Source organism: Wolbachia endosymbiont (group A) of Beris morrisii (assembly GCF_964028185.1).
Classification (GTDB): domain Bacteria; phylum Pseudomonadota; class Alphaproteobacteria; order Rickettsiales; family Anaplasmataceae; genus Wolbachia.
This window is the reverse complement of record NZ_OZ034760.1, coordinates 733408-757515: the sequence shown is the minus strand read 5'-3', so window position 1 is coordinate 757515 and position 24108 is coordinate 733408. Positions and strand designations below refer to the sequence as shown.

At 36.3% G+C, this 24108-nt stretch carries 20 protein-coding genes and 1 tRNA gene; 6 read left to right on the top strand and 15 right to left on the bottom strand.

The features are described 5' to 3' along the window. Positions 1–416: 416 nt before the first annotated feature. The gene (locus tag ABWU69_RS03855; RefSeq protein ID WP_265034303.1) at positions 417–2210 is read left to right on the top strand and encodes a reverse transcriptase/maturase family protein; all 1794 of its coding nucleotides are present in this window, start codon (positions 417–419) and stop codon (positions 2208–2210) included. A gap of 497 nt (positions 2211–2707) precedes the next feature. Here the strand turns inward: ABWU69_RS03855 and ABWU69_RS03850 are convergent, their stop codons facing one another. The 8 genes from ABWU69_RS03850 to rpsD all read right to left on the bottom strand — a co-directional run bounded on the left by ABWU69_RS03850 (position 2708) and on the right by rpsD (position 7525). After that, a complete protein-coding gene (locus ABWU69_RS03850; RefSeq protein WP_353284964.1) occupies positions 2708–3814 on the bottom strand; it encodes an FtsW/RodA/SpoVE family cell cycle protein in 1107 nt (368 codons plus the stop codon). Next, a complete protein-coding gene (ubiE, locus tag ABWU69_RS03845) occupies positions 3811–4527 on the bottom strand; it encodes a bifunctional demethylmenaquinone methyltransferase/2-methoxy-6-polyprenyl-1,4-benzoquinol methylase UbiE (RefSeq protein WP_265025511.1) in 717 nt (238 codons plus the stop codon). The genes ABWU69_RS03850 and ubiE overlap by 4 nt, the downstream gene beginning before the upstream one ends. A gap of 60 nt (positions 4528–4587) precedes the next feature. Beyond that, positions 4588–5451 (bottom strand): lipoyl synthase, encoded by an 864-nt coding sequence (gene lipA, locus ABWU69_RS03840; RefSeq protein WP_265025512.1) that lies wholly within the window; start codon positions 5449–5451, stop codon positions 4588–4590. Further along, complete coding sequence (gene rpmB / locus ABWU69_RS03835; RefSeq protein ID WP_265025513.1) at positions 5444–5758, bottom strand: 50S ribosomal protein L28; 315 nt, start codon at positions 5756–5758, stop codon at positions 5444–5446. The genes lipA and rpmB overlap by 8 nt, the downstream gene beginning before the upstream one ends. A gap of 37 nt (positions 5759–5795) precedes the next feature. Beyond that, positions 5796–6137, bottom strand: a complete 342-nt coding sequence (locus ABWU69_RS03830) for a DUF721 domain-containing protein (protein WP_010082513.1) — start codon at positions 6135–6137, stop codon at positions 5796–5798. A 452-nt stretch (positions 6138–6589) separates the two neighbouring features. Continuing rightward, positions 6590–6784: a Fe-S cluster assembly protein IscX gene (gene iscX / locus ABWU69_RS03825; protein ID WP_265025516.1), complete on the bottom strand. Its 195-nt coding sequence runs from the start codon at positions 6782–6784 to the stop codon at positions 6590–6592. 30 nt (positions 6785–6814) lie between these two features. Then, positions 6815–6901, bottom strand: a tRNA-Leu gene (locus ABWU69_RS03820). A gap of 9 nt (positions 6902–6910) precedes the next feature. Further along, positions 6911–7525, bottom strand: a complete 615-nt coding sequence (gene rpsD, locus ABWU69_RS03815) for a 30S ribosomal protein S4 (RefSeq protein WP_353282675.1) — start codon at positions 7523–7525, stop codon at positions 6911–6913. A 105-nt stretch (positions 7526–7630) separates the two neighbouring features. On the opposite strand from rpsD, the gene tkt reads away from it, so the two are divergent. After that, positions 7631–9673 (top strand): transketolase, encoded by a 2043-nt coding sequence (gene tkt / locus ABWU69_RS03810; RefSeq protein ID WP_353285418.1) that lies wholly within the window; start codon positions 7631–7633, stop codon positions 9671–9673. A gap of 133 nt (positions 9674–9806) precedes the next feature. On the opposite strand, the gene ABWU69_RS03805 is transcribed toward tkt, so the two are convergent. From ABWU69_RS03805 to ABWU69_RS03785, 5 genes are all read right to left on the bottom strand, one after another. After that, entirely contained in the window at positions 9807–9953 is a 147-nt protein-coding gene (locus tag ABWU69_RS03805) for a WPE palindromic element domain-containing protein (protein WP_265034299.1), read from the bottom strand. Positions 9954–10077: 124 nt separating this feature from the next. Next, positions 10078–11886, bottom strand: coding sequence for an ankyrin repeat domain-containing protein (locus ABWU69_RS03800; protein WP_353285417.1), 1809 nt, complete (start codon positions 11884–11886; stop codon positions 10078–10080). A gap of 70 nt (positions 11887–11956) precedes the next feature. Further along, complete coding sequence (locus tag ABWU69_RS03795; RefSeq protein ID WP_353285416.1) at positions 11957–13102, bottom strand: multidrug effflux MFS transporter; 1146 nt, start codon at positions 13100–13102, stop codon at positions 11957–11959. Positions 13103–13244: 142 nt separating this feature from the next. Beyond that, positions 13245–14780, bottom strand: coding sequence for an ankyrin repeat domain-containing protein (locus ABWU69_RS03790; RefSeq protein WP_353285415.1), 1536 nt, complete (start codon positions 14778–14780; stop codon positions 13245–13247). 238 nt (positions 14781–15018) lie between these two features. Beyond that, entirely contained in the window at positions 15019–18225 is a 3207-nt protein-coding gene (locus tag ABWU69_RS03785; RefSeq protein WP_353285414.1) for a glycoside hydrolase TIM-barrel-like domain-containing protein, read from the bottom strand. A gap of 1 nt (position 18226) precedes the next feature. Here ABWU69_RS03785 and ABWU69_RS03780 point away from each other — a divergent pair, with 1 nt between their 5' ends. Then, on the top strand, positions 18227–18367 hold the full coding sequence (locus tag ABWU69_RS03780) for a hypothetical protein (RefSeq protein ID WP_265034293.1): 141 nt from the start codon (positions 18227–18229) through the stop codon (positions 18365–18367). Between the two features lie 350 nt (positions 18368–18717). Next, positions 18718–19608 (top strand): hypothetical protein, encoded by an 891-nt coding sequence (locus ABWU69_RS03775; RefSeq protein ID WP_353285413.1) that lies wholly within the window; start codon positions 18718–18720, stop codon positions 19606–19608. Here the strand turns inward: ABWU69_RS03775 and dcd are convergent, their stop codons facing one another. After that, on the bottom strand, positions 19609–20166 hold the full coding sequence (dcd, locus tag ABWU69_RS03770) for a dCTP deaminase (RefSeq protein WP_265025527.1): 558 nt from the start codon (positions 20164–20166) through the stop codon (positions 19609–19611). It abuts the gene before it with no gap. Positions 20167–20307: 141 nt separating this feature from the next. Here dcd and ABWU69_RS03765 point away from each other — a divergent pair, with 141 nt between their 5' ends. Continuing rightward, entirely contained in the window at positions 20308–21324 is a 1017-nt protein-coding gene (locus ABWU69_RS03765) for a substrate-binding domain-containing protein (RefSeq protein ID WP_353285412.1), read from the top strand. 290 nt (positions 21325–21614) lie between these two features. On the opposite strand, the gene ABWU69_RS03760 is transcribed toward ABWU69_RS03765, so the two are convergent. Then, a complete protein-coding gene (locus tag ABWU69_RS03760) occupies positions 21615–22355 on the bottom strand; it encodes a hypothetical protein (protein WP_265034290.1) in 741 nt (246 codons plus the stop codon). Positions 22356–22481: 126 nt separating this feature from the next. Here ABWU69_RS03760 and ABWU69_RS03755 point away from each other — a divergent pair, with 126 nt between their 5' ends. After that, complete coding sequence (locus ABWU69_RS03755) at positions 22482–23942, top strand: TrkH family potassium uptake protein (protein ID WP_265034289.1); 1461 nt, start codon at positions 22482–22484, stop codon at positions 23940–23942. Positions 23943–24108 lie beyond the last annotated feature (166 nt).

The following is a 24108-nucleotide window of genomic DNA, read 5'->3' as shown; positions in this document are numbered from 1 at the left end:
TATGTAAAGCGAGAGTTATCTGAAGATGTATAAGATAACGGCTTGCAACACCTGATCAATATGGTTAAAGCTAAACTGCTTGAATTCTAATCTTCAGGGGTGGGACTTCACATCCATGGGTATCGCATTTAAAACCCCATGTCTACGGTAAGCACAGATTAAACTTTCGTTTGTGTGACATTCTGGCTGTAGAACGATAAGTAGTGAACTTATTTAAGAGGATGAATGGAAAACCTAAGTTGATCTAGAACAGTTCTTAGTGACGGAACATGGGATGACCTAAGGAACGCGAGTTCTATGGTTACGGAGTCATCGTAGTAGTCGTGAAAGTAACGAATCACCGGGGAGTGTGGGAAAGCCACATACAGGGCAAAGGGTGACAGATAATTGAATGTTGAAATTGGGAGGTACGCAAGATGCGGAAAGCTGAAACAATACTTAACATTATACGTGAACGTGGACAAAGAAATTTGCCGGTTAAAAACGTATATCGCCTACTTTATCAGAGTGATCTTTACCTTCGAGCGTATGGCAAACTTTGTCGTAATAAAGGTGCTATGACAGAAGGTGTGACAACTGAAACAGTTGATGGTATGTCTTTGGAGAAAATCGATAAAATCATAGAGGATTTACGCTATGAGCGATATCGGTGGACACCAGTAAAACGTATCTATATTTTAAAGAAGAGTGGTAAACGCAGGCCGTTAGGGTTGCCAACATGGTCAAATAAGTTACTTCAAGAAGTAATCCGATTAATATTGGAAGCCTACTATGAGCCTAAATTTAGTGAATGTTCACATGGATTTCGACCAAAGCGTGGATGCCACACTGCATTAAGAGCAGTAATGCAAAAAGGCAGAGGTACAAAATGGTTTATAGAGGGAGATCTCAGTGCATGTTATGACTCAATTGATCATACTATGTTGTTGAAAATACTGAGTGAAAGCTTCCAAGATAACCGTTTTATTCAGCTAATCAATCGACTGCTAAAAGCAGGATATATGGAAAATTGGAAGTACAATAAGAGTCATAGTGGGGTACCACAAGGTTCTATTATTGGTCCAATTCTGAGTAACATATTACTCGATCGGTTAGATAAACATGTGGAGCATATACTAATACCAGCAAATAACCGAGGTAAGCGAAGAAGGACAAATCCAAAATATTTAAGGTTAACCATGCAAGTATCGATGATGAGAAAACAAGGGAACTGGGATCAAGCAAAACAACTGCGTCAATTAGTGCAGGGTATGCCATCTAAGGATTCTTGCGATCTAAATTATCGACGTCTTTGGTATGTTAGGTATGCTGATGATTTTCTGGTAGGGTTTGCAGGACCAAAGAATGAAGCTGAACAAATTAAGAATGAGATTGCTGGGTTTCTCAATGAGGAGCTCAAACTTATGCTTAATGAAGATAAAACGTTTATTACACATGCGTGTGATAGCAAAGCCAATTTTTTGGGTTATGAAATACATGTTTTGCATGCAGATGACAAACATGATCATCGGACACAACGATGTATTAACGGTAGTATTGGGTTACGTGTACCACATCATATAAAGCAGAAAAAGTGTTCTGAATATATGCGTTGTGGTAAACCGATACATTTACCTCAACGTACAATTGATACAGCTTACAGTATTGTTGCTCAGTATCAAACTGAATATCGAGGAATTGTACAATACTATAAAATGGCCTACAACCTTCACACACTAAGTTATCTGAAATATGTGATGGAAGTATCATTAGTAAAGACTTTAGCATCTAAATACAAAACAACTTGCAGGAAAATTTATAGAAAATTTGGTGCGACGATTGAAAACGATGAAGGTGAAAAACGAAAAGTCATCCAAATCAGAGTAGATCGTTTACCATCAAAGATACCATTAATTACACACTTTGGTGCTGTGTCGCTAAAATGGAATAAATGGGTAAGCATAAGTGATAACCTTATACCAATATGGAATAAGCGTAGTGAAATAGAGCAAAGACTATTGGCACAAACTTGTGAATTATGTAAATCACAAGAGCAGATTGAAGTACATCACGTACGTAAACTTGCTGATTTGCTAGGTAAACGTAATACTGAACTACCGGAATGGAAAAAGAGAATGATTGAACGACAGAGGAAAACTCTTGTTGTTTGTCATGAATGCCATAAGAAAATCCAATATGGAAAATATGATGGTGACTCCTTAAAACGTTAGATTATTGGAGAGCCACGTGATACGGAAACGATCATGCGTGGTTCGGAGAGGGGTTGTTGGAAAAGTACTTAACAAGTAACTCGCTGGCTGCCCACTCTACCTCACGTAGGGTTCTGCGAGGGGCCAGGAAGGAAGTTTTCCTGGTCTACTCTCCACTTGGATAACAACTAGCCTGACAACCGTCATCCCGCTACGTGTCAGCGCCACGCACAACTGCACGAACGTTGTAGTTTGGGCCACCAGTGGGCAGTGCCCAGACACTGGTTCTATGCAACTTAATTAAAAACGTTTGTTTTAGCGTAAGACAACTACCTTTAGCTCATCAGCTCAGTTATAAGCAAAATTTCTGGATTCCAGACTGGAATGACACCATTTGCTGTCTTCAAAAATGAATGTTCGTACAGCTATGCATAACTCTTTCAGATTTCATAATATCTCTTGCCACTCATCTGAACAGATACTCATTTTGGAGGGATACCAATAATAGTTGTGAGCGGCTAGTCCACAAGCATAACACGCTCACGAAACTTTAATGCGATAGCTTGATTTCTACTGAAAGACAGCATTATGCCAAGTGCGATGCTCGAAGATAAAAGAGAAGAACCACCATAGCTAAGTAGTGGCAGGGTTATGCCGGTGGTGGGAAAAACACTTAATGTTACCCCTGTGTTTATTATGAATTGTGTGATGAATTGAATTGAGATACCAAGAATCACCAATAGATTGAATAATTCATTTTCCCTATATGCAACGTAAAGCAAGCGGGCGGAAATGATGCCAAATAACATCAATGTGGCTAAGCATGTAATCAAACCAAATTCTTCTGCTAAAACAGAAAACACAAAATCTGTATGACAATCAGGAAGAGAGGTTTTTATGCTACCTTCACCAGGTCCAACTCCAGTTAATTGACCTCTTTTGAATGCTTCTAATGATTTTGTGACTTGAAAGTTATCGCGTTGCGTAAAAAAGACAAAATTGTAAATCCTTTGCTTTATATGTGGGAGACATAAGTAAGCTATTGTAGTTCCAGTTGTAGCCATTCCTATTATGCATAGAAAGTATAAAAGTGGTATACATGCAATAAACATTTGACCAATAAAAGAATATGTTAAAAGCATGGACATACTGAAATCAGGTTGCAAAAGTAACAACACAAAAACTAACAGAAATATTATGATTGATATGTGCATTTTAAACTTCATTCCGCTGGCTAAGATACTAGCTATGACAACAGAAAAAAATGGCCTTACGAACTCAGATGGTTGAACTGAAATTTTGACAATATGTAACCATCGTTTCGCACCTTTTACCTCTATACCAAGTATTATCGCAGCTGCCACTAGAATAGTAAATAAAATGAAACCTGCGAATGAGAGGTTAAGTATAGTTCTTGTGTTGAGAAAAGAAAATGTTACTAAGGTAATCAGTGATAGAACTATATAAATTGTATGGCGCCGTATAAAATAATCCTGTGGTAGAGAAAGACGCTGCGCAATTACAGGGCTCGCTGAATAAACAAGAATGAAACTTATAGTGAGCAAAAAAAACACTGGAAGGATAAGATAATAATCTAGGGTTCTATACCAGAGTTTAATATTCATTTTGTTCCAATGTGTAATGCCACTATTCCATAGCTCATATTATGAAACTCAACATTCTTAAAGCCTACCTCTTCAATTTCCATTTTAAAATCAGCCTGAGTTGGAAATTCTCTGATGCTCTTCACTAAATATTCATAAGAACTCTCGTCTTGAGCAACTATGCTGCCAATTTTAGGAATTACTTTAAATGAATATAAGTCATAAAGTTTGGTAAATATCTCATTTTGATAGTGCATAGGGGCAAATTCTAAGCAGATAAATTTTCCATGTGGTTTTAATACCCTGTGCGCCTCATTTAAAGCCTTCTTGCGGTCAGAAACATTTCGAATGCCAAAAGCTATTGTGCAATAATCAAATTCGGAGTCTTCAAATGGTAAACTTTCTGCGTTCGCACATACCCAATCAAAATTAATTTGGTTTGAATTTATAGCTTTATCACGTCCTCTGCTTAGCATATTCTGATTTATATCGCATACTGTAACCTTAGCACTTGGCTCTTTTCTTACTATTCTTATTGCTATATCTCCAGTTCCTCCAGCAACATCTAAAACCTTAGAGTTTTTTGTAAAATGCACACTATTTACCATTTTATCTTTCCATAATCTGTGCATTCCAAGGCTCATTATATCATTCATGGTGTCGTAGCGACTTGCCACGGAATCGAATACCTCTTTAACTAATTGTGATTTCTTCTCGATTTTTATAGTAGACATTACGTAAAGTCGCTCAACTCCTTTATAATTAGTAAAAATTAATTTGAATTAACATAAATATTAACGACAGGCCTTGAGCCTGTTAAAATCTTCTTCAGCGTGGTATGATGACCGAGTTAGTGGGCTTGATGCAACCACTAAGAAACCTTTGGAGTAAGCAATGTATTTATAATGCTCAAACTCTTCTGGGGTAACATACCTATCAAGTTTTGCATGTTTTGGAGTTGGTTGTAGATATTGACCAATTGTAATAAAATCAACTTCAGCACTGCGCAAATCGTCCATAACCTGAAGTATTTCCTCTTTTTTTTCTCCAAGACCAACCATAAGCCCTGACTTTGTGAAAACTTTAGGATTAATCTGCTTTACCATCTTCAGTAAATATAGTGAATGAAAATAGCGAGCTCGTGGTCTTATTTTTGCATACAATCTCGGCACTGTTTCAATATTGTGGTTATAGACATCAGGTGATGCAACAGCAATTGCTTCAAATGCTCCTTTCTTATTTAAAAAATCAGGAGTTAAAATCTCTATTGTTGTTTCTGAAGTTATCTTTCTAATTTCTTCTATGCACTTTATAAACTGATTTGCGCCACCATCTGGCAAATCATCACGATCAACAGAGGTAATGACAACATGTTTTAAGTTTAACTTTTTTATCGCTTTTGCTAAATTTTCTGGTTCATGAGGGTCTAGTTTATCAGGAATGCCAGTTGCAACGTTGCAAAATGCACAAGCACGAGTGCAAACAGAACCAAGAATCATCACAGTAGCATGACGTTTATTCCAACATTCACCAATATTTGGACATGCAGCTTCTTCACATACCGTATGTAAGTTATGCAGTTTAACGATGTTTAAAGTTTCATTGAATACTTCACCGGTCGGAGCTTTTGCTCTGAGCCATTGAGGTTTGCTATGCATCTGAAACGGCTAACTCTACCTCTTGCTTTACTAAAACTTTTTTCAACCTTCTTTTTATCTTCTGCGCTTTCTCACTTAGTTTAATCGTTCTTGTGTTGAGCAAAAAAGCATCTAAATCACCTTTGTAATCTATAGTTCTCAAAGTTCTTGTTGCCACACGAAATCTAAACTTTTTATTCAATAGATCACTTGTTAACGTAACCTTATGTAAATTTAAAAGAAAGGTACGCTTTGTTTTACGATTCGAATGTGATACCTTATTACCAAAAGATTTTTTTCTATTTGTTAATTCACAAACTCTACTCACTTCAATATACCAAATTATTCTATGTACTTAGATTACCTTATATAGTCAAATAGTCAATACTCTCTTGCTTAATTTTTATACCATATACTGCTTTGTAGCCAAAAAATATCGTAATTTTTTCTATTATAAGAGAAATCATATGCTGAATTTCTAATGCTTTACTGCCATTTGTTACTACCAGATGCAATACACCCGAATTTATATTCTGTGCATATGAGATCTTTTTCGGTTTTGTACACTCTGCTATTTCTTTCCCTACTATATTTCGCCAGTTTAAAATCAGACGTATTTCATTTTTGCTAATCTTATTTTTCATGCATTTTAATGCGTAATTTTCAATTATAGACTTTAATTTTTTTGGACCGCTACGTTTGAGCATTTTTCTGTTTTGTTTCTAGTATAACTAAATAAGTAAGGTTTACTACTACATTGGATTTCCTCAGTGCCAAATCCAAGTAGCTAACACTGGGATGACAACCTTCTAACTACTTTACAAACCTCTAGCCTCACACCATAAAAGCAGTATTTTTATGTAACAATCTACCTTAACGTAGCACTTGTTAAGTAAGTCGTTCCATTCAAAAATTTTTGTTTTGCCTCATAATTAACCTTCTAGCTGTTTTAATTGTAATTAGTTAAATTATTATTAACCTGAGTGAATTTTAAATTAGATTTAAAAAGTACAGTATTGTCTAAAATGAATGATATACGGTGTCCGAATTTTAGACTCCTTCTTTTTTGTTGTCATCCCAGCTGGAATCCATTTTTCTTTTTTTTCTGGATTCCAGCGTCACGCGCTAACTTTTAATAGCGATAGTTATTTCTTATTTGTTAAGATCTTTCCTCAATCCAAGCTGCTTGAATGGCTTCGAGTATTTTCTCGTTACAGCGTTTTTCATCATCATCAAATTCCTCTAAACTCAAGACCTTTTTTTTAAGCTCAGTGAATCTGATACTAATTATATTCTCATCTGAAAATTTTTCCTCCAGAGCTTCTACAATATCTTCTATATCAAGCCATTTCATACTTTTTTGTATTTATCTGCTAAGTTAAATTGGTGCCCATGGGGAGACTTGAACTCCCAAGGTCGCAAAACCCACGGATTTTAAGTCCGCTGCGTCTACCGATTCCGCCACACGGGCTTTTTTTACCTATCTAGAGTAAAACTCTACTACTAAATTGACTTCCATGTCCGCTGAATAAGGAACCTCAGAATATTGAGGCGACCTCAAGTATTTCACTGAATGCTCTTTACTATCTGTCTCCAAATAATCCGGAGCCTTGCGCTCTTGTTTTTGTTCAGCCTCTACTACTACAGGGATTTTTGCTGCCCTTTCTCTTATTTTTATTATATCACCTGGTTTCACTCGATAACTTGATATGTTAACCACCTTATCATTAACTGTAACGTGCTTATGAGATATGAGCTGCTTCGCTGCATAAATTGTTGGCACAAGACTAGAGTGGTATAAAACAGAACTTAATCTCGATTCTAAGATACCGATAAAATTATCAGCCGTATAACCCTTTCTGTTATAAGCATCTAAAAATGTACGTCTGAGCTGCTTACTTGAAATCGCATAGTAAAACTTAAATTTCTTATGCGCAGCAAACTGCTTACCAAAGTCGGATAACTTCTTGAATCCAAGAATACCATGTTGACCAGGAGGGTATTTCCTTTTGTTTACTGGGTCTTTAGCTCTACCCCATAAATTTACACCAAGTCTACGGCTAATCCTATACTTTCTAGTGATAACAGTTGTCATATAAAAACTCTCACGATTCAACTCTAGATTATTAAGGATTTTAGCACTCAGTGTCAACTTGTTTTTGCTGGTATAATCTTTTATACTTCATTTTTAAGTTTTTCTATGAATCATCTACCTTTGGAATCTATGGCAAACGCCATCCGTTTTTTATCAATTGATGCAGTACAAAAAGCAAACTCTGGACACCCAGGTATGCCACTTGGCATGGCAGATGTTGCAACTGTCTTGTTTGCTAAATATCTGAATCATAATCCTGATGATTCTAAATGGTTCAATAGAGATCGCTTTGTTTTATCAAACGGTCATGGGTCAATGTTACTATATTCAATATTATATTTGACAGGTTATATTAGCATAGATGAGCTAAAAAACTTCAGGCAAATGGGATCCAAGACCCCAGGTCATCCAGAGTTCGGCTTGACTTCTGGGGTAGAGGCAACAACAGGCCCGCTCGGTCAGGGGTTTGCCGCTGCTGTTGGCATGGCACTTGCTGAATCAATCCTTAAAAAGCAATTCAGAATCAATCACTACACTTACGTAATGCTAGGGGATGGCTGTCTTATGGAAGGAATAAGCCATGAAGCAGCATCACTTGCTGGACATCTTAAATTGAATAAATTAATAGCCCTTTTTGATGATAATGATATCTCTATAGATGGCGCTACTTGCCTTTCCTGTTCTGATGATGTAGAGAAACGCTTCTTAGCGTATGGATGGAATGTTGACAAAATTGATGGCCATGATTTTGATGCCATATCCTTTGCAATAGAGCAAGCAAAAAAGTCTGATAAACCTACAATGATCTGCTGCAAAACCATTATCGGAAAATTTTCAAGCCGTGCTGGCACATCCTCTGCTCACAGTGGTGCTTTTTCGGAGGAAGACATCAAACAGATGAGAGAAAAATTGGATTGGAACTACGAGCCATTTCATGTGCCAGAAGATGTGAAAAACGCCTGGAAGAAAACTGTTGAGAGAGCAAAACAAAATTACACGATGTCATTCCAGCGCGTGACGCTGGAATCCAGAAAAGAAGAAAAAGAATGGATCCCAGTGTCAAGCACTGGGATGACAGAAGAGAATGCTGGGATGACAGGGTATCATGCAGAACTTCAAAGACGGTTAGATAAACGTCTACCAGATAATATCGATAGTGTTTTGGCTAACTTGAAGAAACAAATACACGAGACAATGCCAAACGAAGCTACTCGATCTTCTTTCGGCATGGTAATGGAACTTTTAACACAACATATGCCGGAATTAATCGGCGGTTCTGCTGATCTTACTGGGTCAAATTGCACTAAATATAAGCACATGCAGGTAATAGATAGTAATAATTATAGTGGTTCTTATATCCACTATGGAGTGAGAGAACACGCTATGGCAGTTTGTATGAATGGTATGGCTCTTCACGGCGCGATTCTTCCTTATGGTGGCACTTTTTTGGTATTTTCCGACTACTGTCGTCCTGCTATACGTCTTTCAGCTTTGATGAAACAGCAGGTTATCTATGTGATGACTCATGACTCAATTGGAGTAGGGGAAGATGGCCCAACTCACCAACCAATAGAGCATTTAGCTTCTTTGCGTGCTATACCAAATTTGTATGTTTTTAGACCAGCCGATGCAGTTGAAACTCTGGAGTGTGTTAGCATTGCACTCGAAAAGAAAGAATCTCCAGCACTGTTTGCGCTCTCAAGGCAAAACGTAAGTTACATGCATTCTGATATCGATCAATCTGCTAATCTATCGAAGTTTGGTGCATATATTTTGTGTGAATGTTCAAAAGAATTAAAAGTGACAATATTTGCTACCGGATCTGAAGTTGAAATTGCAGTTAAAGCAAGGGAGAAATTGCAGGAAAAAGGTATAGGTACAAGGGTTGTTTCTATGCCATGCTGGAGGCTTTTTGACGAGCAAAGCGATGAATATAAAGCGGCGATATTAAATAATGACAGCATTAAAGTTGCAATTGAAGCTGGAAGTGAAATGGGTTGGCATAAGTATATAGGTTCAAACGGTATATTTATTGGCATGAAAAGCTTCGGAGAATCAGCACCTTATAAAACACTCTATGAGCATTTTAATATCAGCGCTGATTACGTAGTAAAATGTGTGTGTGAGAAGTTAGGTTGCATTCAGTAAACCTCTTGCATAACCATATGAAAGCCCACTCTTCTTTGTCATTCCAGCACGTGATGTTATCCAAGATGATGTCATGCCAGTGCTTGACACTGGCATCTAGTTTTCTTTACAAATTCACCAAAAGTGCTTCATTCTATAACGCAAAACCCATACTCACCAAACCCAATGCATTACTTGCAATTAAGTTTCCTGGATCCCAGTGTCTGGGCACTGGGATGACACCTCTGGGCACTGCCGTCATAAAGGAACCAGTGTCAGCTACTTGAATACATACCACCATGTCATTCCAGCGCGTGACGCTGGAATCCAGAATTTTTTAAACTGGATCCTATATAGGATGACAAAAAAGTAAACCTTATCTGTGTGAGCTATATATTTCATGTTCTCCTTATGAAGCAAATGGATCAATCAGGTGAACTATGAGAATCATACTGTGAATCATCAACTGGTTGTTCAGATTCGGATGATGATTGTGTTGGCTCATCAGACCCAAACAACCATGAAAAAAAACTACCAAAAAATGATGCAACTAATGAAAAAGGCTTCATAAGTATACTAAACAAACTACCAAAAAAAGAGCTCGCCTGTTCTTCTGTTTGTGTAGAAGCAACAGGATTTACAACGTTGTCTTGTACATCAGTTCCTTGTCCTGCACTGGTGGTGGGTTGTCCCCCCTGTTGTGTTTGTGGTGTTCCACTCCCCGAATTTACAGTTTTATCAGCTTCTTGCTTTGTAATGTCTGATCCTGATTGAGCATCACCTTCTTGTTTTTCTTTCTCTCGTGTACCAGCATCTTCCTCTGAATTTTCTTCATTGTCCGTCGATGGCTTATCCACTGAACCGTCGCCAGGGTTTTCTGCTGCTTTTAATAGAGTTTTTATTTCTTCATCAGTAGTTAAATTAAAAGGGGTTTTTCCATATTTATCTTGTGCACCAACATTTGCTTCTGCGTTTATTAGAGCTTCTACTATCTCTTTTCTACCATATACTGCAGCCCAATGTAAAGGAGTCCTCTCATACTTATCTACTGCATCAACAATTGCTTCTGCGTTTATTAGAGCTTCTACTATCTCTTTTCTACCATATACTGCAGCCCAATGTAAAGGAGTCCTCTCATACTTATCTACTGCATCAACAATTGCTTCCATTTCTATTAGAATATCAACCATCATTTCACGGCTCCACGATACATGCGGTAATGTATTCCAGTTGCTTTTTTCAATTACCAGGTGTAAAGGAGTCTTTCTATCTATATTTTGTAAATTAACATTGATACTTTCTACTCTCAGTAGATGGCCCAATTCACGTATCTCCATCGCTTCCTTTTTTAAAAACAAATGCAAAGGGGTATCTTTATTTTCATCTGTTAGATTAACATTGATGCCTTTTTTGTCCAGTAGAGTGTAGAATTTATCTCGATCTATATCTAGGTCTGCTTTTTTAAGAATTAAATGTAAAGGGGTTTCTCCTGCATCATTTTGTGCATTAACGTCTGCTCCTTTATCAAGTAGAAATTTTACTATCTTTTCTGTATCTTTATATCTACTTTTAGCAGCAAAATGTAAAGGGGTACTTAGACCATCACTTTTTGCATCAACCTTTGCTCCTTTACTAAATAGGAATTCTACTACGTCTTTATGGCCATTTTGAGCAGCCAAATGTAGAGGAGTCTCTTCAAATTCATTTTCTGCGTTAACCTGTGCTTTTTCTTCTTTATTCAACAGATTTTCTACATCATCGATATTACCGCTTTTAGCAGCTTTAAACAGTTTGTCATTGGCCTCTTTTATGCTTTGTAATAGATCTTTTATTTCTTCATCAACAGCTAAATCGAAAGGAGTCTGTCCTTTATCGTTTTGTGCATTAACATTTGCTTCTTTCTTTAATAGGTCTTTTACTGCTTTTAAGTCGCCTAGCCTAGCAGCCAGATGTAGAGAAACCTTACAATGCTCAGCTTCTACTTCTTTATATTTATTCAACACGTGGCGTTCTCGAGAAGAGTCATAAGCAATAAAATTTGCTCCATTATCTAATAGAACTTTTGCTATATCAGAATGATCATTTTTAACAGCCCAATATAGAGTATTACCTTGAGATCCATCATATGCGTCAACATCTGCTCCTTCGCTTATTAGGCGTTTTACTTCGTTAGTATCACCTCTTTTAGCAGCATTAATTAGAGCAACATCTATATCTCTGTTTGAATCACTCATCCCACACCTCCTGTAAAATTATATTATCACAGCAAAATCGTTAATAATTCATGAGCTCTGGGTTACATGGTTATTCTTCGTGTTTTTCAGTATATTTGAGCAGGCTGTACATAAGAACCGCAATTGTAGAGCATATTATTGTTAATAGTAAATTTGGTAAAATACCATAGCGAAAAAATTTTCCTACTATATATATTCCAATAGCCCCAAACATCATATTGCAGAATGAGAGGACTGCACTACCAAGCCCTATACCTTTGATTGTTTCTAAAGCAGAAGTTACGTTATTGCTTATTATTAATGCAAGTCCGATATTGGCTGGAATCCAGGCAACTTGAAGAATTAATATATTTAACTTGTCCGCGAAATAAAAATATACCAATAAACTATCGGATATTATCGGTAACACCAAACCTATTATTAGCATTTTGCTCACCCCTACTTTCGGCACATATCTTCTATTAATTAAAGTTCCAATTATGTAAAATATGACTATGATCGATATGAGGTAGCCAAAATACTGTACTTCAATGCCCATTGATTCAAATATGAAAGGATAGTTAGCAATGTATGCCCAAAGCCACATGAAAGTTAATCCATGAATGGCTGAAAACCCAAGGAAACGATAATTTCTAAATATTGATATATATTGCTTGAAAATATTAGTAGTTATATTTTTATTCACAGTGAGTGTTTCTTGTAACTTAAAGTAAATAAAAATAAGCATAGCAATTGCCGCAAGTGACATAATAAAAAACAAAAATTTCCAACTATACCCATGTGAAATTATATAACCGCCCACCACTGGAGCTATTCCAGGTGAGAGTGCCACTACCATATTTAACTTTGAAATTACTCTCGAGTATTCACTACCCGAGTACATATCCCTTATTGCTGCATACCCAACAACACCTGCAACACCAGCCCCTGCTCCTTGTATGAAGCGAATTAGTATCAAGAGCATAATACTGTCGGCTATATAACACATGACACTTGCCAAAGTAAAAATTGTCATACCAATCAGCATCATTGGACGCCTACCATAATGGTCTGACAATGGCCCATAAATTAATCCAGATACCGCAAATCCAACTAGATTCAAGCTAATTGTAAGCTGCACTACACTGCCTTCTACTTTAAAATAATTGGCAATGCTTGGTAGTGCAACTGAGTATAGGTCAGTTGCCATATCGACAATTGCTACAGACAATATCATAATAAGAGAGATGATATTTTGCGAAAGAGCTGTTTTCACTTAATGATTTACTGGATTAAATATACTTAATTATAATATATTTTTTTCATTAGTATATTAATTTAACTACTGAAATTAAGGGTAGCTATTCGAGAAAAGGAGTTTACTCAGTATTGGGCTTCAAAACCATATATGTAGCTCCACCAATTGCTAACGCAGATGTTGTAATTGCAGCAACTGCTCCCACTATAGGCAGAAATCCAACTGTAAATACTGTTGCAAAGAGCGTTGCCGCTACAGTTGCACCAAGTGCTGCTGTTGATCCACCACTAACAATACCCCACTTGGTCGCATCATATTCTTGTTGTTTTATTTCTGCAACCCTAAAAATCTGTACCAAATTTTCGTCTGTAGCTAACTCTCTTGGAGTTTTACTATCAATATCCTTCGATAAAGGATTTTTCCCTTTTTCCAGTAAAGATTCTACTATTTCTGTACAGTCGTAAATAGCAGCTAGGTGTAAGGAAGTACTACCTTTTAGTAACTTGTGCGTCTTGCTTTCTACTACACATCTCACTAAATGCTCTACGACTTCTTTCATTCTTGGCTCTTCTTCCATTAGGCACTTAACTATTTTTGTGTGATTGTTATAGAAAGCAATATTTAAAGGAGTATCTCCGTTCTTATTTACTGCACTCAGATCTGATCCTTTTTCCACCAGAAGTTTTACTATGTCTGTATGACCATTGGAAGCAGCCAAATGTAGGAGAGTATCTCCGTTCTTATTTACCGCACTCAGATCTGATCCTTTTTCCATTAGAAGTTTTACTGTGTCTGTATGACCATTGGAAGCAGCTAAGTGCAGGGAAGTATTTCCTTCTTTATTTACTACACTAAGGTCTGATCCTTTTTCCACCAGAAGTTTTACTATGTCTGTATGACCATTGGAAGCAGCTAAGTGCAGGGAAGTATTTCCTTCTTTATCTACTACACTAAGGTCTGATCCTTTTTCCATTAGAAGTTTTACTGTGTCTGTATGACCATTGGAAGCAGCCAAATGTAGGGAAGTATTTTTGTTTTGATCTTTTATATCAATATCTGCTCCTTCTTCTAACAGTAATTTTGTAACATTTATATCTCCAAAATTTACAGCGAAATGTAGTAATGTAAATTCTTTTGGGCTATCTTTAAAAAAATAATTTATATCGAACCCGCATTTTTTCCACTGATCATATTCATGCATCATGTGTTTTATACTATGACGTTCCTGCTCTAATTTTTTGAGCTCATTCTCATATTTCTTGAATTCTATATCAAATTTTGCTTCACTATATTTTAGACTATCACTATATTGCCTATATTCCCAATCGTAATCGGGTGTATTATATTCCAGTTTACCGTTATTAACATTATTACACAGTTCCTGTAATAACTCATTATCGGACTTGTGTTTTAGCAAATTTATCTTTCTGTTATAATCTTTATTCAATGACTGTATCTCTCTATTGTGATCGTAATTCAGCAGCTGCATTTTGTGGCAAATAGATTGACGGCATTCATTGATTTCATTTGACCTTCTTGTGTTATATTCTTGTAATTCATCTGCTATCGTTATAGCTACATCTTTACTATATACACTTGAATTACGCTCTATCTCTTGTAATATCGTTTCAAATTCGTTTTCTATAAAGCTTACCACACTATACCTCAAAATAAAAAAATATATTAAGATTGTACACATATTTAACGAAAATGTAATAATTTTAATATCGAACAATAAAGTCAGTGGATTATGAATCTCTCTAAAAAAATCTTTTTGCTTTATTTTCTTAGAAAATGAGTGAAGATATCAGCTACATGTTTTTAGTAAAGCTATAAAAGCAGGAATTTCAATATCTTATCTTCAATTATTCAAGTTTAAGTTTAAATACTGAGCATCAGTTGTTCAGGACCTTTGCTTCCGTGTTATCCAATGAATCACCATAAGTCACTGCTTTTAGGTAAAACTTTTTTCCCCTTTGCACTTCGAAAGATATTATTGAATCATCAAGTAGAACAAATTTTTCACCTGCGGTGTCTTTAGTACCTTCTTGCCCTCTAATTAGGTTGCTAAGCTTATATTTATTTTTATCTATGAGTTCAGCATTCTGGAATTTTATTACCTCTTTTCCAACTAGTGCTAAATTTGAGTTTGCAATTGGGCTCGTGCTTGGCAGCTTACCAAAACGTAATACTACTATAAGCCCCTCGTCGATAGATTCCATTACATATCCATAAGTAGACTGCTTATTTGTGCTTGCGATAGGTTTATAATCCTTATCGTCGCCCGAAATAAAGAGTGTTGCTCCTTTCCAATTCTTTTCCTCATTAATTAAAGTAAAGCTTGCGCTATTACCTTTAACATACGGTAAATCTATCATTTCTATGATGGTTTTGCTGATGTGAGAAGGAGGGTATTCCTTCAGCATAAGTGACCTTGTTGAAGGAAAAGAGAGCTTATATATAGAGCGATCATAACCAACACCGCTTACTTGAATAGACATGCTTTCAAATTTCGTTTTTATAATTCTCACCATATGCTTTTTCTCACCGTCTAAAATCGTTATTACATCACTTGGCGCAAGCCATGCATATTTTATCGGTAGCTTGAAATTGTATATATTTCTCTCTTGCCACGAAGAATAAAGTAAAACCTCAGCTATATTTTGCGCCTCTCCCTCCTCCATAATGAGCGGTATTTCAACTGTTATAGCAGTGCCTTGCTTTGGCAACTCAGCATATTTAACATCAATTGGATAGCCAAAATTGCGATTAAAATAAACGACGTTAACTTTATTGTTTAAATCCAGCTGACTAATATTAACAAGTTGCATTTGCTTTGAATTGTTACTGAAGACCATTTCACCAATTGGTATTCCAGTCGTAACTGCCCTGCCCTTTTGGATAAATTTCAGTTTAGAGTCCTGTTCAACCACATCAAAAAAATAGCAACTTTGCAGCATTTTAATAATAGAACGTACGGGTTGCTGGTCGTTTATCACATATCCAGACAATAACCCTTTGACGCCACCTGTATCAAACTGATCGCTTTTTAAACCTGCTTTTTGTAATAGATCCGATAAAACATCGGAAATATTAAGCTGTGAAAGCTTTCCCTGAATCCAATGTCCTGTCTGCCAGTTATGGCAGTCAGCCCACACATCACATAAATTGGGAAAGTAAGGAAATGGCCTTGCATCCCATGCCCAGAGAAACATTTTTTCTACCATTTCCGAGCTTTGCCACTTTTTTAGCGTTCCTTCAATTGCAATTTTCTGTGAAAGAAAGCTCACCTCTCCGTTTGAATATCGTGGATATTTGCTCTCTATGCTGCCTTTATCAACAAACACATTTGGCTCATTAGTGCAGCCGTTCATACTGGGAAATCCATACTCAGTAAACCATATTTTTTTCATTTTTGGTTGCCATTTTGTTTTACTACCACCGGGGTTTATGTGAGTTTCACTCCACCATTTCTCTATATTTTTCCACGCATACCTGCTGTCGTTATACTTTACTTTTTCAGGCTCACTCTTTGAGTAATCATAGAAATAATCATACCCCACTCCACTGCTCCAACCACCCATTACATCTTCCGCGGAATAACCAAAAGGAGGCTCTGGACTATCAGTCAGTGGAAAATAAGCATCTATGCCAACAACGTCAATGTACTGTGAAGACCACAGTTCATCCATATTATACCAACCATCATATGAATGGTATTCGCTCCAATCTGCGGCGTAGGTAACTGTTACTTCTTTCCCAAGATCAAGTTTTATCTGCTTTGCAAGCTTAACTAGCTCTATAACGGCAGGGTAATTACCTTGTTCATCCTTAATTTTGGTAAGTTGCACAAATTCAGAACCAATGATAAACCCTTCCACTTTAGTTTGTTTGGCAATGCTTGCATAATGCTCTATAAATTTGTTATATTGATTCTCAAAAAAATCACTTATATCCCCAGGGGTCCCGCTCAATCTTCCTCGCCACTCTTTGTTCTTTGTATCAAGTAAGGGCATCGGATAGAGTATTACCTTATAACCTCTGCTGTGTAGCTCTTCTATATATCTAGTCAACGCTGCATCACTAACTGTGCCACCATACCTTGGGTTTCCATTATCATCTTTTGAAATTAGCTGAGCATCATCTCTGGTACTACTTCCTACTTGCCAATCATCAGGCACTACTGCAGAATCATCTTGAAATTCAACTGCAGGATATATTTTACAATCTTTAATGTTCAGATCATTCACAAACCAATTGACTACTACCGATACCCACTCAATATTTGGTAAATCTTCTTTTAATTGATCCAAAGAAAGCATTGCATCACTCTTTTTAGTGTGGTTGTTGTGATTTACCCTTTGCGCCAGCCCATATGGGATATATTGGTTGCTGCTTATTTTCTCTTGCGCGATTTTCTTCTGTATTTTCGTATCATACACAAACTCTCCTGAACCTGGTATTATATTGATATTCCGAATATTTTTCGCTACTGAAAATTCATTTGACTTTAATGCAGTCCGCACTTCAAATGTAAATACCGGAACACGATTATTATAGTCTGCTAAAGGAAAATTCTTGATGACTATGTAAGATATTCCCCTATAAGCCGGCATACCTTCGATTGACGACATAAATGGATCAGGATTTTGGTCTTCTCTGCCGCTGTAAAAAGTATAATCTATTTCATCAAAGCTAAGTGATGTTGTATCTGCCCAGATTCTGTTTAATTTTTCTACTTTCCCCTTGCAGATCGCAATTGCAAGCGTTGCATAGTAATTATATGTAACGTTCATACCTCTTCCAATTTTACTTTTGGTGGTTATCGCCTCTTCTTTTATTGGCTGTGACCAAATAATGTTCCCTGCAACACGAGCAGTGCCATAGATAATTGGGATCGTTCTGCCGTAGGTTGAGGTTTGCACTTGCAGATTTTTTAGCCTTGCCCCATGCGTTACTTTTTGCTCGGCATCCAAACCAAACATTGCGCTATCTAGCTGTGCACCAAGAAGAGCACCGAGTTCTGAGCCGATAATCCGGCCAATTGGACCAAAAATGCTGCCTGCTTGACCAAAAATTGATGATAAAATTATTGTAGACATAATGATCCTCCTTTTGATAGATTTTTTTGAAATTGTTGAGAAAAGATCCAAGTGTCACGCTACTTGGATGACACCTATAACCTTGTCATCCCAGTGTCAAGCACTGGGATCCAGGAATTTTGATTGGACAACGAGTTGGTAAGTGTAAAGGTAGCTAATCTTATGTTAAAACACAACGTTTTTAATGGGATTGCGTGAAGACTGGATTCCAGTGTCAAGCACTGGAATGACACCATCCTTTTTTCTGGATCCAAGTAGTCAAGGCACTGGGATGACAAGAAAGGGGCTACTCGGATGATAGATACTATGATAAGAAATTCAATAACTTACAATGAATAGTTGAAGTTTTTAATTAAGAAAAGCACATGAGTAAATCGTGTAGCTATAATTATTGTAAGCAACAATGAAAAAGTGCGGAAGTAAAAAATTTATGTTGATTTTACAATATTAATTATTAGTATAATTAGCATGATTATAAGTATGGTAAAACCAATGAAAGTTAACTTATCTAAAGAAAATAGTGAGAGAGTCTTATCCGGTGCAAAATGGATTGCTAATCTTGGTCAAGGTTATTTTGCATCACTGAATAATAATAGCACTAAACCAACTAGCTCTGGAAAGAGGTTAATTGATGCCTTTTTACTTGTTCCAATTATTGTACCCACTGCTATAACAGTATCATTAATTGGTCTTACCTACCTATTTTTGAATGCCGTTAATGCTCAAAAAGATGATTCTAAATTATCTAAAGTAATAAAGTTTATAGTTAGATCTCTAATCTATATAGCTGCTGCTGTGATTTTAATTCCGTGCATTATATTAAATATAATGACTTCACTGATACCTGCACTTATTTTTTATTGCATTAATATAGATTTCCTTCATCAAAAAAATACAAGTATAGAAAACCAAGCAATAAATGAAGTTAATGATGAAGAGTACAAGAAACGTATTGAAGAAGAAGTTGGTAAATTGGAACAGCAAAATGGTGCAGATCATGATCAACCAAATATAGAAGTAATATCTCGAGCAATGGGAGATGAACAAGCTATAGATCGGACCATTATAGCAGGGATTGTAAATGATGATATTAAAGACGGTAAAGGAGTGATAAGAACAGTTGAAGATGACCACAATGTAGCTATAAAGGGGATAATTGCTGCTGGTGAAACAGAAGGTTATGCTGTCGGTTTTGGTTTACAATGTAGCCTTATTGAAGAGGGTGGCGTAGACCTTCAATGTGGTCTTAGCACACGCATTGGAAGTAACAAAAAGCAGGCAATTGAGCGTCTTAGACAAAGTGAATCAGTACGCACTTTGCTATCTGGTGATAGTGGAATATTGTCTATAGAGCAGCCTGGTAGCTCACAACGAAAGCAGTAATTATTTCACCAGCGGCAGAGTGATACCATGCTGATTCATATATTTTCCTTTCATATCATCATATGATTTCTCACACTCACTTTCGCCGCTTAAAAATACGAATTGGCATGCGCCTTCATTAGCATAAATTTTTGCAGGAAGTGGAGTGGTGTTTGAGAATTCGAGTGTGACATGACCTTCCCATCCAGGTTCTAAGGGAGTAACGTTTACTATAATTCCACACCTTGCGTAAGTTGATTTACCAACACAAATGACCAGTACATTCCTTGGTATACGAAAATATTCCACTGTACTTGCAAGTACGAAACTATTTGGTGGAATTATGCATACATCTGTTTCTCTATCTATAAAACTATTCTCAGAAAAATTTTTAGGGTCCACAACAGCTGAATTAACGTTAGTAAAAATCTTAAATTTATTATCCACTCTTGCATCGTAACCATAAGATGATAGTCCAAAAGATATGACACCTTTGCTGCTTTTGTGATTCACAAAAGGCTCTATCATTCCAAAGTTTTCAGCTTTTTCTCTTATCCATTTATCTGGCATAACTGCCATAACTGTTCCTTAAAGTTGTGTAATACTTACAATAATATAAAATAAAATTTAAATGTAAACTGTAGCTTTTGTCATGCAATTAAAGCTTTTCAGTTTGATTTTTTATTACAATAATTAGATTTATGTTCTTAACTAAAAATAATGCTTAGAAACTTTCTCCTGATTTTTGTATTCGTATTATTCACGCCGCTGTCAAATGCTGATGCCAGGAAATACATCAGAATTGTTGGGTCTTCAACTGTTTTTCCTTTTATCTCATTTGTAGCCGAGGAGTTCAATCGTGTATTCTCCTTTAAGACTCCAGTTGTAGAATCAATAGGAAGTGGATCAGGGTTCAAAATGTTTTGCTCAGGAATAGGGGAAGACACGCCAGACATCACCACTTCATCTCGCCCTATAAAGGAAGTAGAAAGAGAACTATGTAAAAGGAATAAAATTAATGAAGTGATAGAGATCATCATTGGCTACGATGGAATTGTCATTGCAAATTCAAATCAAAGCCATAGATTTGATTTCACAAAGAAGGACTTATTTGAAACTTTATCTGCATATTCTCAAGAAAATGATAAATTAGTAAAAAATAATAAGAAGTTTTGGTCTGATGTAAATCAAGCCTTACCAAAAACAGAAATTGAAATTTATGGTCCACATCAAAATACAGGTACATACGAAACTTTGGTTAATTCTATTATGCTTGATCAATATTCATGCATGAATTCAAGAATTTTTAAAGAGAATTATAAAGATCAGGAAGAAAGAAAGAAAGCATGTGGTAATATAAGGGATGATGGAAGGTATATAGAAGTTGGAATTAATGAAAACATAATAATACAAAAATTGAAAAGTAACAAAAACGCCTTAGGGATATTTAGTTTCAGCTTTTTAATGAGGAATCAAGATAAAATACAAGGAAGCACAATTGCAGGAATTGAGCCAACCTATGAAAATATATCATCAGGAAAATATATATTATCAAGACCTCTATACCTTTACATAAAGAAAGAACACCTGGATACTGTTGATGGATTCAGAGAATTCATTAAAGAAATTATAGATTCGATCGGCATTGAAGATGGGTACCTATCTAGGCTTGGTCTAATCCCACTTTCAAGTGAAGATATAAAGAAAGCTTCAGCAAAAGTTTATGATATAACGTGACGGCAACGCTTCTTGTATCCGTTCAGGATAGCGGCAAGGTAGTATAACCATAGAGTAAAAGTGAGTTTACAACAAATGGTGTCATGCAAGTAGCTGACACTGTAATCTAATTTCACTTTATGATGGTGTCATTCCAGTGCTTGACACTGGAATCCAGGAAACTTAACTTTACACCAGGTAATAAAAACTGGATCCCAGTGTCTGGGCACTGGGATGACACCCTCCTGGTAGCACAACGTTCGTACAGTTGTGTGTCAGCTACTCGGATGACAGTAGATAATGTAAGAAGTCTATTGATTCAATAACTGCTCGTTTTTGTCAAATACCTTGTCTACACTTGGATTTTTCACTTTCTCACAAACCTTAGCAATACCAGCACCTATTAATATAACTGCTGCCAAAACTGCTAAAGCTAATGTAACTGCAGGATACGCTAGCACATAGGCTGCAATAGCACCAGCTACGCATAGTCCAACAACGCCTAGAGAAATCTTCCCTTTGTGTTCACTCCAGAAGGTTGTTTCGTTCTTTTCTGGGGTTTTGTTGCCAGTAGTAGGTTCAGTAGTGTTAGTTGCTATAGGAGCGTTGGAATCAAGACCCATTACCCTCTTGTGCTCTTCCACTTCTTCAATAACTGTTTTAAGAGCAGGATATATATCTGTGTTATTAAGGTCAATTTTTCCTTGAAAACGTTTAAGATTATCTATTGTATCCGTAAAATATGGTTGATCTTCAAAAAATTTTGTTACCTTGCAACCACACAAAGAATCACGAGTTTTTTGATCAGCCTCCTTCCAAATTAGTTCAATGATCTCTACTTTAGTGTTAACGCTAGCTTCAGGACAGTCAATAACAAAATCTAAAATGGTACCTTTGTCACTAGTCAAAGTCCTCTTGTGGCTCAAAACTGCTTGTATATCATTATGTTCATTATTGTCGAGTACGTTCTGGACTTCTTGAAAATTGCCATTCCAGACTGCCTGTCTTAATGAACCTAGAATTTCTTCTTGTGCATTAGTTAATCCAATCATATCTTACCTCTATTTTCTATAGCTTAATTATCACACATATTTACAAGTAAGTCAAGTGCGCTGTTACAACAAAGTGCTTGACGTTAGAGTAGCTTTTATGGCTTTGTATAGCGAGGAAGTAACTCTATGAAAAATCATCAACGTTTACAAACTTTACGTTCAATTGCATTTATTGTGGGAATATTCCTATTGTTATTTAGCTTAGCAATGCTTATTCCTGCTATTACCAATAAGTATCTCAGCTACGAATGGAAAAATTTCCTCGCTGGATTCATAATTACCTGCACATCTGGCGTAATTTTTATTTTACTCGGTAAATTAAGTAGATTGCATGGCATGCCAGCAATTTTTGCGGTTACTAGTTGCACCTGGATTGCCTTGTCTTTGTTTGCAGCTATTCCTTTCTATTTTGATAATCTGAGCTATGTTGATGCATTATTTGAAACGATATCTGGCATCACAACCACAGGGGCAACTATATTTGATGATATTGAAAAGCAATCTTCGGGAATACTGCTGTGGAGAGCAATGCTGCATGGCATAGGTGGTTTTGGTGTAATCACTTTAGGAATTGCAGTTTTTCCTATGCTCAAGATTCTCAGCCTAAATAATTTACTTTATTCTGAATATTCAGATGCTACCAAAAGGAAGTTGCCGAACACGCGAAGCGTAGTGGTTCATGTTACGGCAATATATTATGGCCTAATTTTGTTATGTATATTTTCCTATTATCTAGCTGGTATGCCACTGTTTGATGCAATATGTCACGGAATGTCCGCTGTATCAACTGGTGGATTTGCTAACTATAATGATTCTATAGGGCACTATAATAACCCTATGTTAGAAGTCATAACGATCATTTTTATGATTTTGGGTTCTCTGCCTTTTCTTAGCTATTTAAAAATTATAAGACGGTTAGACATTTGCTATGACGAACAGGTCTCTTACTTTGTTAAGATAGTTATTGTTTCATCTTTATTTGCTTGTTTTTGGTTGTATAAAAATGTTGATTTAGGAGTGTCATTATCATTTAGATGCAGCACATTTACCATCACTTCCTTGATTACGTCAACTGGTTATGCAATCTGTAATCATATAGATTGGAGCTTCATTTCAGTCTTAGCTTTTTTTCTAACCTTTGTTGGTGGATGTAGTGGTTCTTCAAGTGGTGGCATCAAAATCTTTCGTTTGATCATTTTTCTAAGGTCTATAGAAAATCACTTTCGCCTTTTATTAAACCCAGGCGCAGGCAATAGGGTAAAATTCAATGGAAAAATTCTGGAGAATGATGAAGTTCACTCTGTCTTTATATTTTTTGCAATTTTCATGTTAACGTTTACCATTTCATCAGTAGTGATGTCTTACTTAAGCAATGCAGACTTTATAACTAGCATCAGCTCAGTCTCTGCAACGCTTACAAACTCTGGTCCAGGATTTAGTAATTTAATAGGCCCTTCAGGTAACTATTCTTCTTTCAGTAATGAAGTAAAATTATTTCTATCGTTTTTAATGCTGCTTGGCAGACTTGAAATATTGCCAATCTATTTTTGTATAGGCAACTTATTCTTATTTAATAGAAAGAAATAGTTGGTGAAGTTGTGAAACTTGATATTATAGCTAAACTGACTTACGACAATTTGAAAAACCGTCATTCCGCTACTAGTTAGCGGAATCTATGCCGAGATACCGCGAATAAATTCACAGCTGTACGAACATTGTCTATCAGGAGGGTGTCATCCCAGTGCCCAGACAC